Annotated in this window: 14 protein-coding genes; 11 read left to right on the forward strand and 3 right to left on the reverse strand. The window is 36.9% G+C overall.

Annotated elements, in window-relative coordinates:
• Nucleotides 1–19: 19 nt before the first annotated feature.
• The gene (locus IGL31_RS06015; RefSeq protein WP_086300056.1) at nucleotides 20–460 is read right to left on the reverse strand and encodes a Spx/MgsR family RNA polymerase-binding regulatory protein; all 441 of its coding nucleotides are present in this window, start codon (nucleotides 458–460) and stop codon (nucleotides 20–22) included.
• Between the two features lie 159 nt (nucleotides 461–619).
• On the opposite strand from IGL31_RS06015, the gene IGL31_RS06020 reads away from it, so the two are divergent.
• The 3 genes from IGL31_RS06020 (at nucleotide 620) to IGL31_RS06030 (ending at nucleotide 4,213) form a co-directional block, all read left to right on the forward strand.
• Nucleotides 620–1,126, forward strand: coding sequence for a cysteine hydrolase family protein (locus tag IGL31_RS06020; RefSeq protein ID WP_086300057.1), 507 nt, complete (start codon nucleotides 620–622; stop codon nucleotides 1,124–1,126).
• Between the two features lie 167 nt (nucleotides 1,127–1,293).
• Entirely contained in the window at nucleotides 1,294–3,207 is a 1,914-nt protein-coding gene (locus IGL31_RS06025; protein ID WP_086300058.1) for an alpha/beta fold hydrolase, read from the forward strand.
• 4 nt (nucleotides 3,208–3,211) lie between these two features.
• Nucleotides 3,212–4,213 (forward strand): alpha/beta hydrolase, encoded by a 1,002-nt coding sequence (locus tag IGL31_RS06030; protein ID WP_086300059.1) that lies wholly within the window; start codon nucleotides 3,212–3,214, stop codon nucleotides 4,211–4,213.
• Nucleotides 4,214–4,414: 201 nt separating this feature from the next.
• Here the strand turns inward: IGL31_RS06030 and IGL31_RS06035 are convergent, their stop codons facing one another.
• Both IGL31_RS06035 and IGL31_RS06040 read right to left on the reverse strand, forming a co-directional pair.
• Entirely contained in the window at nucleotides 4,415–4,621 is a 207-nt protein-coding gene (locus IGL31_RS06035; RefSeq protein WP_002296638.1) for a DUF3955 domain-containing protein, read from the reverse strand.
• A gap of 646 nt (nucleotides 4,622–5,267) precedes the next feature.
• Entirely contained in the window at nucleotides 5,268–6,116 is an 849-nt protein-coding gene (locus IGL31_RS06040; RefSeq protein WP_086300060.1) for a MurR/RpiR family transcriptional regulator, read from the reverse strand.
• Between the two features lie 165 nt (nucleotides 6,117–6,281).
• Here IGL31_RS06040 and gnd point away from each other — a divergent pair, with 165 nt between their 5' ends.
• The 8 genes from gnd to IGL31_RS06080 all read left to right on the forward strand — a co-directional run bounded on the left by gnd (nucleotide 6,282) and on the right by IGL31_RS06080 (nucleotide 12,932).
• Entirely contained in the window at nucleotides 6,282–7,184 is a 903-nt protein-coding gene (gene gnd / locus IGL31_RS06045) for a phosphogluconate dehydrogenase (NAD(+)-dependent, decarboxylating) (RefSeq protein ID WP_086300062.1), read from the forward strand.
• 1 nt (nucleotide 7,185) lies between these two features.
• Nucleotides 7,186–8,187 carry a D-isomer specific 2-hydroxyacid dehydrogenase family protein gene (locus IGL31_RS06050; RefSeq protein WP_086300063.1) on the forward strand — a complete coding sequence of 334 codons (1,002 nt, stop codon included), beginning with the start codon at nucleotides 7,186–7,188 and terminating at the stop codon, nucleotides 8,185–8,187.
• Nucleotides 8,188–8,195: 8 nt separating this feature from the next.
• A complete protein-coding gene (locus IGL31_RS06055) occupies nucleotides 8,196–9,299 on the forward strand; it encodes an iron-containing alcohol dehydrogenase family protein (RefSeq protein WP_086300064.1) in 1,104 nt (367 codons plus the stop codon).
• Between the two features lie 13 nt (nucleotides 9,300–9,312).
• Nucleotides 9,313–10,146: a PTS mannose/fructose/sorbose/N-acetylgalactosamine transporter subunit IIC gene (locus IGL31_RS06060; protein WP_002335079.1), complete on the forward strand. Its 834-nt coding sequence runs from the start codon at nucleotides 9,313–9,315 to the stop codon at nucleotides 10,144–10,146.
• 17 nt (nucleotides 10,147–10,163) lie between these two features.
• Complete coding sequence (locus IGL31_RS06065) at nucleotides 10,164–11,021, forward strand: PTS system mannose/fructose/sorbose family transporter subunit IID (protein ID WP_002374645.1); 858 nt, start codon at nucleotides 10,164–10,166, stop codon at nucleotides 11,019–11,021.
• Between the two features lie 21 nt (nucleotides 11,022–11,042).
• The gene (locus tag IGL31_RS06070; protein WP_002296648.1) at nucleotides 11,043–11,552 is read left to right on the forward strand and encodes a PTS system mannose/fructose/N-acetylgalactosamine-transporter subunit IIB; all 510 of its coding nucleotides are present in this window, start codon (nucleotides 11,043–11,045) and stop codon (nucleotides 11,550–11,552) included.
• 549 nt (nucleotides 11,553–12,101) lie between these two features.
• The gene (locus IGL31_RS06075) at nucleotides 12,102–12,455 is read left to right on the forward strand and encodes a hypothetical protein (protein ID WP_002321678.1); all 354 of its coding nucleotides are present in this window, start codon (nucleotides 12,102–12,104) and stop codon (nucleotides 12,453–12,455) included.
• A gap of 33 nt (nucleotides 12,456–12,488) precedes the next feature.
• Nucleotides 12,489–12,932 carry a PTS sugar transporter subunit IIA gene (locus IGL31_RS06080; protein ID WP_002296653.1) on the forward strand — a complete coding sequence of 148 codons (444 nt, stop codon included), beginning with the start codon at nucleotides 12,489–12,491 and terminating at the stop codon, nucleotides 12,930–12,932.
• Nucleotides 12,933–12,939 lie beyond the last annotated feature (7 nt).

Genomic DNA, 12,939 nt, shown 5'->3' on the forward strand with positions numbered 1-12,939 from the left:
CAGATTTTTTATGCCAAGATCAAGACATCGCCAAAAGATTGTTTTCTTTAAAATCAACAAGATGACCAGAAAGCAAGAGTTCATTGAGCTCTTGCTTTCTTTTAGTTTTAGGAAGGAACATCCTGATTTTATCTTCGCTAAATCCAGTCAAAAGTTTTGCAGGTTGGTCGTAGATAATCGGTTTTTTCAATAAAGAAGGGGATGTACGAATCTCAAGGTATAGTTCACTCAAACTGAGCTCGTCTATTCTATGAACAAGATTTTTATAACTAATAGAATGAGTAGAGAGCATTTCGGTCACGCCGTTGTTTGTCAATTTTAGTAAGTGGATAAATTCATTTTTGGTTAGTGGTTGACGAATTAAGTTTTGTTCGATAAACGGTATATCATGGACGATAAGCCAACGTTTTGCGCGTCTTGAAGACGAGCAGCCAGAACCTGTATACAATTTAATCATCATACATTCCTCCAATAGCTAAGTATTTATGAAATAATAACATGAAGAAATAGTCGAAAAGTGCCATTTAGAGGTGTAAAATAAGAAAATGTTGTCACGTATAATGGAACTAGCTAGATAAGAAATACTATTAAATCAAGAAAAAAGAAAGAAGGCACAAGTATGTCAAACACAGCCGACGCAATAGTAGTGATCGATTTACAAAAAGGGGTATGTTTTGATTCTTCGCCGATACACGAATTAGAAACAGTGACAGCATTAGTGAATAAAAGAATCAAAACATACGAAACGATTGGGAAACCAGTTATTTTCGTTCAACACGAAGATGATCAATTAGTACCAGGAACAAAACCATGGGAGCTATTGTCGGAATTATCTATTCCTGAGCACAGTTATTTTGTGAGAAAAACCCATGCGAATTCATTTTATAAGACTAATCTGAGTATGTTATTAACTGAATTGGACTGTCATTCGATCGAATTATGTGGGGCACAAACAGAGTATTGTATAGATACGACTGTGAAGTTTGCTCATGGATTAGGATACCAGCTTATGATGTGTAGAGGAGCAACGACAACTTATGATAATCCTTTTATGAAAGCAAAGGAAACAATCGCTTTTTACGAGAAAATTTGGGATAAACGATTTCTGACATTTTTGGAGCAATAAGTTGTTTCTTCGTTTAAAAAAAGCAGAATGGATACTGGTTTATCCATTCTGCTTTATTACGTAAAATGAGAAAATAATCCTGTTCTATTTTTATGGGATAAACCATTTATTTTTTGTATAAAAAATGTTTGCGTTTACATATAATTCTCCTAGAAACATAAAAAGGAGTGAATAGCTTGAGAACAAAACAAGTATTAAAGGGAGCGTTGGTCATTTTATTTGCTGTAAGTACAAGCGTCCCGCAATGGACAGTATATGGAGAGAGCATTTCTTCCGAATCGGAATCTCGGGAGGTAGAAACCACAGAAACTACTGATGCTGGAAATGAAACGAAATCGAGTACTTCACAAACAGAAACAAATACTGAAACAACGGCTGAGACATCTGTTACTAGCACAGATCAAGAAACGACCGCTACCACAGATAACCAACAAACAGAAGAAGCAACAGCTACAAAAATGTCAAACGACGAATCCTCTTCTGCTAAAGTAAGTGACAAAGAGAATGGGACAGAAAATGATGATATCGGTAAAGGTGAAAATTTCAATGGTAAAGAATATTTGAATTACTTCGGTAAACAGATGACAGAAATACTTAATGGACCAACAGAAGACATCAAGTCAAAATTAATAGAGTTATTAGTCACTGAGCTTGCTGTTAATGATTATGGTGTAGATAAAGAGATTATCAAACATCTGATTGCTACTTATCTATTGTACGATATCGCTTTTGCAAAAAACAGTGTGTTGATGTCGATGCTTGGAGGTACAGATGATGGGACAACGCCTACAGAAAACACAGGCTTCTATCCAAATACAAAACAACTTCATCAAACTGTACTAAACAAACAAGATGGCAAAATGATGGATGTATATGCATATTATGTCGATCAAGGTTCAGATAAAACAGTCATGATCCATGGCGGATTTCGAGGGAATTGGAATAACGGGATCGTTACAGAAGAATACAATGATTTTTATAAGGCCGGGTATAATTTATTATTTGTTGATTCCAGAGCGACTGGTAATAGCGGAGGCGATTATGTGACCTATGGACAATATGAGTCAGATGACGTCCTTTACTGGATAAATCAAGAAGTTCGAGAGCGGCCATCTCAAAAGATTTTACTTTATGGTGGTTCGATGGGAGCAGCTACGATGATGTCTGTATTAGCGAAAGATATTCCTGTCAATGTCAAAGGAATTATTGAAAATTGCGGATTTGCATCAATTGATGAACAACTACGTTTTACGTACAGCCAGACAGTAGTCCCCGCACTACCGGATGCCATAAAAAATCAGTTAGACATCATTGGGGATCAAGAGCATGAAGATTTATTTATGGGCCTTTTGAAACAATACTATTTTGATCAGGAGATGCATTTGGATACAAAAGCTGCTCTACCTACGATTGGAATGTCAGATTCATTGCCTAAATTGATTATCCATGGAACAGCAGATGATGTAGTACCTGTGTCTAACGCGCAAAAATTATATGAGTTATCAGGAGGGTATAAAGATCTTTTATTAGTAGAAGGAGCAGGACATGGAAAGGCACAGGAAGTTGACCATGCTGCCTACACGAAACATGTAACGGACTTTTTGAAAGTAGTGTTCCATGATCAGATAAACATAAAGTATGTGGATGAAAACAATAAAAGTCTACTCAAAGACCAGGACGAAATCCAGCTTTACGGAGCTTATGGAGAGAATTATATGACAGAGCAAAAGACATTCGAAGGATACGAATTAGCAAATGTTGAAGGACCGACTGAAGGGATTTTTAATGAGACGATACCAACTATTATTTACCATTACAAAAAAATCCCAGTAGCTCCACTAAAAAAGCAAGATCCGACAGAGAATGCAGACAATAAGGGAAAGAATGAACCTCGAGAGGATCAATCAAGTGATGATACGCAACCGATTCAGATGACAGTGAAAGTACAAAAAAAGACAGATGCAAAAAAAAGAATGTTGCCGAAAACTGGAGAAAAGAAACATTCGCTTCTCATTTATTCAGGTGGATTTTTATCTGTTAGCACGATTATCACATGGATTTGGCGAAGAAAGAGAGGGTAAATGAATGAAATGGTTCAAGCGAATAGTGATTGCAGTACCAGTTATCATCGTAGTTATTTTAGTCACTGTATTTTTGATTAATCAAATCACACCAAAGCCGATTAGCTTGCTTGTTAGAAAACAATTTGACACAAGTGAAAAAGAACAAGTATATGCCCGACCAGATGATTTCCAGCAAAAAATCGAACAAATCGATATAAAAAAAGAAATATCCTATCCTTCAAAATACAAAAATAATAATATGGATATCTACACACCGAAAGTGGAAAAGAAAAAGTTACCGATTCTTTTCTGGATGCATGGAGGCGCATATGTAGGAGGGAATAAAAATGATTGTCGTGATTATTTGGAATATCTATGTTCAGACACGCAGCAAATCATCGTAAATATAGATTATGAACGATCACCGGAAGCAAAACATCCTACACCAGTTATCCAATTGAACGAAGCCATTCAAGCAGCTAAAAAAGAGATAAAAGATCAAGCAGATTGGTCGAATATTTCGATTGGTGGAGATTCGGCAGGTGCACAAATTAGTGGAGAATATTTGTTAGCACTTCAAAATGAAGAAATTAAAAAAGCTGATCATCTTGATCCGACTTTGGAGAACAAGCAGATTACGAAGTTTATTTCTTTGTCTGGTCTGTTGGATCCTTCTGCATTTACTCAAGTAAGTGATAAAATCTCTAGCTTTCTTTATGAAAAATGTGGATGGGCTTACTTTGATAATAAGGACTTTGAACAATCAGAGAAGGTCAAAAGTTTAGCCTTGGTCAGACATGCGGATCGTTGGACGCAAAACACATTCTTAACGGATGGAAATACAAATACGTTTACGAAACAAATGGAAGAAGTAACTTCTGTATTTGAGAAAGCGGGGGTGAAAGTCACAAAAGTAGATTATGCGGAGAAAAATGCTGTTTTGAACCATGAATATCAGTTTGATTTCAGCAATAAACAAGCGCAAGAAACATATCAAAAGTTAGTAATGTTTTTCAAGGAGTAAAGTCTTATGATGCAAAAGAGGTTGTAATCTGTCACTTAGCTCCAAGTCACAAGGAGCAATTTCAATAAACAAGCTTTTCATGGTTTATGAATATTGTAACTTGTGACTGAGGAGTTAGAGATGGCAAGGGGCACCTTTTATTCGAAATTTGGGAATATCACACGATTATTGTCACGATCTCTTTTACGTAAATTTTATAAGTCAGATTTGTTGTTTTGATCGTTTAAAAAAAGCAACAAATCCGAAGCCTGCGGAGGCAAGAAGGGACAAAAAGCCGAGTGGTAAGCAAAAGAATGCTGGTTCCACTAATATTCCGTTGTTATTGATATAAGGCTGGGAACAAAGATGAATAGCAAATAAAATCAATGCACTAGCGAAAAAAAGCAAAGAAATATGGATAGCTTTCATAAGCAGCACCTCCTTTTTTATAATTGTATGATAAATAGATTAAGAATCTATAAATGTGACAAGTTTGTTAGGATGTGAATAAAATGATCATCCAGCGAACTTGAAACAAAGATGGCTAATGATAAGCAATTAATGATTCAGCAATCAGATAGTTACAAAGTTTACCATCATACGTCTAGACCAATAATAGAAAATATGGGAATATAATAGAAAAGATTTAGGATACCCCCAAAAGAATTTCCCCAAAAATTCGATGTATCCTAAACTTTTTTATTTTACATAACAATCATATCAACTGTGAAATAAAATTACAAATGATAACCTAAAATGAGGTCAAAAGCCAGTGTTATCAAGGAAATACTTAATTTACCAAAATTTTTTTTAATTTTTTAGAAAATAAGAAACAAAAATAATAAAAAAAAGAAAAGATAAATTTTTTACTACTGTATACTAACTTTGTTATCGCATCTAACAAGTAACTCGAATAATACCAATACAACCTTCTCCAAAGATGCGATGACATACGTTCTAACCCACCGACTATTGATGTTCTGTACCACTCTTACAGAACCAAAAAAGCCACTACCAAATATTTGGTAATGGCTTTTTAGGTTTTAATAGATTTTTTACTTTTTCTGTTATGGTGCTATTTCTTGATTTCAGAAATCGTATGACGAACTTTAGCGATAGAACGACGTGATTCTTTTTCGTTGTAAAACATCAAAATCACATATAGAGAGTCCAAAATGCTTAGTTGAGAAATACGGGAAGCTAAAGCTTCAGATCGGAATTCTGTTTCTTCAGAAATAGAAATAAAAACGACATCGCCAAGTTTAGCAAGGGAAGAATTAGCTTGGCTAGTAATAACGATTGTTTTTGCTCCAGTTTTTCTTACGGTTTCAGCAATATGGATTGTTTCTTTTGATTGCCCTGTGTGAGAAATCAAAACAGCACAGTCTTTTTCCGTCAATAAAGAAGCTTCCATCAATTGAATATGGTAATCCGTGCTGTGAGAAGTTGCGATAGGGGAACGCAAAAATTTATGATAAGCGTCAGTTGCTACAATCTCTGAACCACCAACACCGAAAAAATAGACACGTTTAGATTCATTGACAATAGTAGCTGCTTTTTTTAGATCTTTTTGTTGTAATAACCTTTTTGTGTCATTTAAAGTGGAAATACTGGACTCGAACACTTTTTGCGCCATAGTGAGCTCAGTATCCGTTTTCTGAATATTTTCGTGGATTGAAATAGCAGATAGATCATTTTCTTGGATCAACATGGCCATTTTAAAATCTTTAAATCCATTATAACCAAGTTTTTTTGTAAATTGAAAAAAAGTAGAGTCAGCAATGCCCAGTTCACTTGCTAAATTGCTAATAGGACTATGACTTACTTTGCTAGGATTTTCTAAAATATAATCGGCGATAGCCTGTTCTTTTGGGCTGAAGTCGTTGTACATTGTTTTGATTTGTAGTCTTATGGAGACGCTCATGAGAATTCCTCCTTTTCATAATAAGATTATCATTTTTTTCGTTCTCATTAATGTTAAAGATACAAGGAGAGTAGGAAAAAATCAAACAAAAAATATTTTTGTAAAATCTATTTACAAAAAAATATTTTTTTGTATAATGAGGGTATAAGAAATGGAGGCGCTATCATGGAAATTGGTGTAATTGGTTTGGGAAAAATGGGATTGAATTTAGCTTTAAACTTAAAAGAGCACCATCACAAAGTACAAGGACTCGACATTTCAAGTACAGCTGTTAGTCAGGCAAGAGAAAGTGGCGTTCCTGCTTATCAGGAGCTCTCTGAATTTCTAGCTACTTTTGAGCAGAAAAAAATCATCTGGTTAATGCTTCCTGCTGGAGAGATAACCGAAAACATGTTAAGAAAACTTTTTCCAAAACTCGGACCAGGAGACATTGTTATTGAAGGCGGAAACTCTTATTATAAAGATTCAATCCGTCGAGCAGAAGAGTTTCAGAAAAATGAAATCGGTTACTTGGATTGCGGGACTTCTGGGGGAATCGAAGGAGCACGACATCAAGCCTGCTTAATGATTGGAGGAGATAAAGAAACTTTTCTATCCGTGGAACAATTATTCAAAGATGTAGCAATTGAAAGAGGGTATCTGTATGCTGGTGCATCCGGAAGCGGACACTTCTTGAAAATGATCCATAATGGAATCGAATATGGAATGATGCAAGCAATCGGTGAAGGATTCCAACTTGTACAAAAAAGTGAGTATGCTTTTGACTTGGAACAAGTCGCACGTGTTTGGAATCATGGTTCGGTGATTCGCGGCTGGCTGATGGAAATCATGGAAGATCAGTTAAAAGAACATCCCAATTTAAGTAATTATCGGGGAATCGTTTCTGCATCAGGTGAAGCAAAATGGACGGTTGAAACAGCGCTAGAAATGGCTGTTCCAGTTCCAGTAATTGCAACTAGTTTGTTCATGAGGAATCTTTCACAGGAAGAAGATAGTTTTTCAGCAAAAGTAGTTTCAGCACTAAGAAATGGGTTTGGCGGACATGAAATAGTTGAAAAGGGTGAGTAAAATGCCAGATTATCATATAGCAATCGTTAATTCCAGCAGTTTCGGGAAAGTTTTTCCACACCACTTGGAAAGATTAAAGTCGGTTGGAGACGTTCATTTCTTTACTGTTGATCAAGAGATTCCAGGAAAAGAATTAGCGGAGTTACTTAAAGGATTCAATATCATTATTGCAAGTGTTACGCCATTTTTTCGACGAGATTTTTTCGAAAACAAAGATGAATTGCTATTGATTTCCCGACATGGTATTGGTTACAACAATATTGATTTAAAAGCAGCAAAAGAACACCAGACAATCGTATCTATCATACCTGCTTTAGTTGAACGAAATGCTGTAGCAGAAAATAATATAACTAATTTGTTGTCCATGCTTCGACGCACGACACAAGCACAAGCAAGAGTCAAGGACGATCGATGGGAAGATCGGGCGGAGTTCGTCGGTAGGACGCTGTTTAACAAAACAGTTGGTGTGATTGGTGCAGGAAATACCGGCAGCGGAGTAATCGAAATTTTGCGTAACGGTTTTCGCTGTGATGTTCTAGCTTATGATCCTCACAAATCAGATTTATACATCGAAAGCTTTGGTGCAAAAAAAGTAGAACTTCAAGAATTACTGGAACATTCAGATATCATTTGTTTATGTGCGAATTTGACAGAAGAGAACTATCACATGATTTCTGCTAAAGAAGTCGATCAGATGAAAGAAAATGTTTATCTATCTAATAGTGCAAGAGGCGCTCTAGTTGATGAAGAAGCGATGATTAATGGTCTGAAAAGCGGAAAGATCGCAGGATATGCCACAGATGTTTTAGAAGAAGAACCGGGACGTCAAGATCATCCGTATTTAGCGTTTGAACAAGTAGTGATTACGCCACATATATCGGCCTACACAAGGGAATGTTTAGAAGCAATGGGTGAAAAATGTGTCAGAGATGTCGAACAGATCAGTCAGCACCTTCTTCCTGAACGTTCTGTCCAGACAAAGAGCAACTATATAAAAGGATGATGAAGAAAATGGTGAACGGGTTAAAAGTGAAAACGGGTCCTCAATTTTATTTATATGAAGAAGGTGGCATTTCAAAAGTTTCTGATCTCTTAGAATCATACGGCGCAAAAAGAGTATTGATTACCCATGGAACGGTATCATGGGAAAAGGCGCTACCTAAATTAGTATTTTTGAATGACGAAACGATTCAATTTTTTTATCATCGTTATTCTGGAGAATGTAGTTACGCTGAAGCCAGACGAATAGCTACAATCATCAAAGAAAATGAAATCGATTTCTTGGTTGGCGTTGGCGGAGGAAAACTGACCGATCTAGTGGGTTATAGCGCAAACCTTGCAAAAATCAATTTTGGCGTCATACCTACTTTAGCTAGTAATTGTGCTCCATGGACACCACTTGCTGTCATGTATAAGGAGAATGGACAAGCAGAAGGGAAAACAGAACACTTTTACAGACAAGCTGCTTTTTTTATAACAGATCCCCAATTAGTGATTGATTCCCCTGTTCCATATTTCATTGCCGGGTTAGCAGATACACTTGCCAAATGGTATGAATCTGAGCTCATATTAGAACAAGATTTTTTGCAAGATGAATCATTTTTGAAGCTAGCACAAGATACTGCGAAGATCTGCAAAGAAGAGATTTTGAATCATTCTGCTAAAGCAATCCAAGATATGGCACAAAGAAAACTGACATCGGAGTTCAAACAGCTTTCAGAGATTATCTTTGCTGTTGCTGGTTTAGTTGGAGGATTAGGAGATAAATATGCAAGAAATGCGGCAGCACATGCTATGCATGACGCTATCAGTAAATATATTCCGGAAAGCCATCGTTTTCTACATGGAGAAAAAGTGGCGTATGGGATTTTCTACCAATTGGCACTAGAAGGTCGTTGGGAAAAAATAGACGAGTTATATCCTTTGTATCAGGAATTAGAACTGCCGGTTTCTCTAGAACAAATGGGATTATTTCCGAAAGATAAACAAATAATAGATAAAATGGCTGAATTTATTGATTCGAAAGAGAAAGTGCATTTGATTCCTATAGAGGTGACAAAGAAATCATTGATACAGTCAATGATGGAACTGGAAGGTTATATCAGAAAGATCTGAAGGAGGAGGACACATGGAAACATTAAGTGTAGTACAAAGTTTGTTGATTGCTTTATGGGTAGCCGCGGTCATGTCCCGCTGGTTAGGTGGAGGAGCCACGTTGACCTTACGTTTTTCTCCTTTGATGACTGGATTAGTCGTCGGGTTGATCATGGGGGAAGTTGCACAAGCAATGATCGTTACAGCCGCTTTGCAAATGATTTATATGGGGGTTTTTTCTCCAGGAGGATCAATGCCAGCTGAACCATCTATTGCAGCAGCTATCGCAGTACCAGTCGCATTATTAGGGGATCTGTCGCCAGAAGCAGCGATTGCTGTTGCGGTGCCAGTCGGATTGCTCGGAAGTTACTTGTATCAGTTTCGTTTTTTCATCAATACTTTTTTAGGTAAATATACAGATAAAGCTGTAGAAGATTTGAATACAAAAGCTATGGCCCGATCAATTATTCTTTATCCAACGGTTGCCTCATTTTTATTATTCGTTCCGCTTGTTTTCGTTGCTTTATATTTAGGGGCACCATTGATTGCTGATGTAATCAAAGCTTTAGAGGGAACAGTCGTTATCCACATTCTTGAAGTAGTAGGTGGAGGGTTAGCGGCAATCGGTATCGCGACAACTGTATACGTTATCGGTCGAAAAGATTATCTGGTCTTTTTCTTCCTTGCTTATTTTATGAGTGTTGTTTTGAAATCTTTAGATATTACGATGGTTACTTATGCCATTTTTGGGATTATTATCGCTTTGATCTTTGTCCAGTCGCAAAAAGGAAAACAAGTACAGCCTGCTACAAGCAATAACAATTCAGCATCTTTTGATGACGAAGATGACTATGATGACGGATTTTAATTTAGGAGGAATGGGAAATGGCTGAAATAATGGATAATCAAACAGGTGCTCCTGAAGAAATCACGAAAAAAGATGTAACAAAAGCATATCTGAGATGGCATTTTGCAAACGAAATTCCTCACTCTTTTGAACGTTACTTGGCGCCATCACTACTATACGGAATGATGCCAATCTTGAAAAAACTTTATAAAGATGAAGACGCTTTAAAAGCAGCGTATAAACGCCAGTTACTGTTCTTCAACACTCAATTAAGCTGGGGCGGCGGTGTGATCACTGGCCTAATGTCTTCTATGGAACAGCAAAGAGCAGAAGAAGAGTATGAAGAAAAAGAGATCTTGATGCAGGATGACTTGATGTATAACACGAAAGCGGGATTGATGGGGGCACTAGCAGGAATCGGAGATGCAATCGATTCAGGAACCGTCCAATATATTTTTATCGCAATCGCGGTACCTTGGGCACAACAGGGAAGTCCTTTAGGCGCACTTTTTCCTTTTATCTGCTTTGGGTTGTATCAGGTTTTACTAGGGGTATTTTTTGCAAGACAAGCTTTCACTATGGGCCGTAATGCTACAGGCCTGATGCAAAACACTGGTGTTCAGACAGCGATTGAAATGCTATCAGTTTTAGGATTGTTTATGATGGGGGTGCTTGCGGGAAACTATGTAAAAGTAGAATCTTCATTGAAATTTGCAATTTCCGGACGTGAGTTTGTTATCCAGGAAATTCTTGATCAAATCGTGCCAGGAATATTACCTTTGGCTGTCGTAATGGGTGTGTACTTGTTCTATACGAAAAAAGGTTTGAAAGTCACACAAGCATTATTATGGCTGACAGGAATATTAATTGTGCTAGCAGGAATCGGTATTTTATAAAAAGAAGGGAATGTGAATAAGATGGGTGTAGTCAATTTAGCGCGTGTGGATGAGCGTTTGATCCATGGACAAGTAATGGTAACGTTATCTCAAAAAAGTGGAGTGAATTCCATTTTTGTTGTAGACGAAGTTGTAGCAAAAGATAAATTTATGAGAGATCTTTACAAAAATGCAGGAAGCCGTACAGGACAAAAAACAATTGTCATTACACCAGAGAAAGCTAAATTCTATTGGGATGAATATCAATTTAAAGAGTACAATTGTATTTTGATCGCAAAAACAGTCCAAACGATTTACGACTTAGTAAAACACGGAATCCCCATGGAAGAATTGAATATCGGAGGGATTGCTCAAAAAAATCCTGATACAGATCTTTTAGTGACGAAATCTGTTTATTTAAATAAATCAGATGCTGAAAAATTGAAAGAAATGAATGAACAATATGGCGTAAAGAATATTTATTTTCAAGCCACTCCATCTGCACCTAAAACAGGATTAAAAGATGTATTGAACAAGTTTGATTTGTCATGAACAAATGCTTAGAAAAAAGATAAAGAGGGCGGGAAAATGAAGAATAACGAGCTGTTTCGTGATTGGGAATTCCGTTATCGCTATGTTTATCGTAAGCGACGTACAAAAAAAAGTAAACAGCGTTTTCTTTCAGCGTTGGTATCAGATATTTACAGTATGAGAACAGATGTGACAGTCATTGCTTACGATACGCCAGCCTACCGATCAAAAAATATTTATGTTGGAGATATCGAAAAAGCAGAGAAAGTTATCTGTACTTATTACGATACACCCGTTCATACATTAGGAAGTTATTTCATGTTTGATTGGAAAGACCAACGGAAAAAAACAATCTATTCTATATTATTGTCCTTCATTTTGTTGTTCAGTTTAGGTTGGTGGGGAATGATGATATATAACGGAAATCCTCATCACGTATTCGATCTGCTATCCGTACAAACAAGTATCACTGTACTAGCATTTGGGAGCTACTTTTTCTTATTGGGAAAAGCAGCGCGCGGATGGTCTAGCAGACAAACGTTTATTCGAAATACTTCATCCATATTAACGATGCTGGAAATGATCCGTACGATTGATGATCCGAGTGTAGCGTATGCGTTTGTTGATGAAGGCTGTTATGGAGAAAAGGGCTTAGACAGCGTGAGATCGGGTATGAAAAAAGAGGCTATTCTTTTTTATCTAGACTCTGTTGGGGCAGATACACCGCTACAGTTTTCGGGAAATTATTTTTCAAATAAAGAACAGTGGCTGAAACAAGTTGATAAGTTGAAAGAAAAAAACGTCAATTATATTTTTAGTGCAAGAAAAAAGCAAGCGCAGTTCTTCTATTTGACCAAAACAGATTTACGAGGGAAAACATTTAATTGGCAAAATGCCAATCAGATTATTGCTCTTTTTCGATAAGTAAAAAGTGCAAAACAAGGAGTGAGAAGACTAATGTTGGAAATCATGATCGTTACACATGGTAAGTTGAGCGAAGGACTGAAAGATGCGGCGGAAGTAATTGTCGGGACATCGAGCCATATTGAAACAATGTGCTTAGAGTCTGGGGAGGACATCCAAACATTCGGAGAGAAGGTCAAAGAAAAATTAACTATGATCAACACAGCAGAACCCATGCTAGTATTTGTTGATCTAATTAGCGCAAGTCCGTACAATCAAGCGCTCTTGGCAGTCAATGAACTGACTGAAGAAAAGAAAGCAGCCACTTATGTCATAGGGGGCGTGAATCTGCCAATGTTGTTAGAAGCAATCAATCATCAGATGCTTCACACACCGATAGAAGAAGCGGTGGAACAAATTGTCAAACAAGGAAAAGATAATTTAACTGTTTGGCATGCTTCAGCGGAAGAAAAAAAATTAGATGAGGACGATTTTTAGAAGGAAG

The sequence above is a fragment of the Enterococcus sp. MSG3290 genome, from assembly GCF_050555565.1.
Taxonomy (GTDB): domain Bacteria; phylum Bacillota; class Bacilli; order Lactobacillales; family Enterococcaceae; genus Enterococcus_B; species Enterococcus_B faecium.

What these genes read in the sequence shown, in the direction of transcription:
- IGL31_RS06020 (WP_086300057.1), top strand. Translation starts at nt 620, where the DNA reads ATGTCAAACACAGCCGACGCAATAGTAGTGATCGATTTACAAAAAGGG.
- IGL31_RS06055 (WP_086300064.1), top strand. Translation starts at nt 8,196, where the DNA reads ATGGTGAACGGGTTAAAAGTGAAAACGGGTCCTCAATTTTATTTATAT.
- IGL31_RS06070 (WP_002296648.1), top strand. Translation starts at nt 11,043, where the DNA reads ATGGGTGTAGTCAATTTAGCGCGTGTGGATGAGCGTTTGATCCATGGA.
- IGL31_RS06040 (WP_086300060.1), bottom strand. Translation starts at nt 6,116, where the DNA reads ATGAGCGTCTCCATAAGACTACAAATCAAAACAATGTACAACGACTTC.
- gnd (WP_086300062.1), top strand. Translation starts at nt 6,282, where the DNA reads ATGGAAATTGGTGTAATTGGTTTGGGAAAAATGGGATTGAATTTAGCT.
- IGL31_RS06080 (WP_002296653.1), top strand. Translation starts at nt 12,489, where the DNA reads ATGTTGGAAATCATGATCGTTACACATGGTAAGTTGAGCGAAGGACTG.
- IGL31_RS06035 (WP_002296638.1), bottom strand. Translation starts at nt 4,621, where the DNA reads ATGAAAGCTATCCATATTTCTTTGCTTTTTTTCGCTAGTGCATTGATT.
- IGL31_RS06015 (WP_086300056.1), bottom strand. Translation starts at nt 460, where the DNA reads ATGATGATTAAATTGTATACAGGTTCTGGCTGCTCGTCTTCAAGACGC.
- IGL31_RS06050 (WP_086300063.1), top strand. Translation starts at nt 7,186, where the DNA reads ATGCCAGATTATCATATAGCAATCGTTAATTCCAGCAGTTTCGGGAAA.
- IGL31_RS06075 (WP_002321678.1), top strand. Translation starts at nt 12,102, where the DNA reads ATGCTGGAAATGATCCGTACGATTGATGATCCGAGTGTAGCGTATGCG.
- IGL31_RS06060 (WP_002335079.1), top strand. Translation starts at nt 9,313, where the DNA reads ATGGAAACATTAAGTGTAGTACAAAGTTTGTTGATTGCTTTATGGGTA.
- IGL31_RS06065 (WP_002374645.1), top strand. Translation starts at nt 10,164, where the DNA reads ATGGCTGAAATAATGGATAATCAAACAGGTGCTCCTGAAGAAATCACG.
- IGL31_RS06030 (WP_086300059.1), top strand. Translation starts at nt 3,212, where the DNA reads ATGAAATGGTTCAAGCGAATAGTGATTGCAGTACCAGTTATCATCGTA.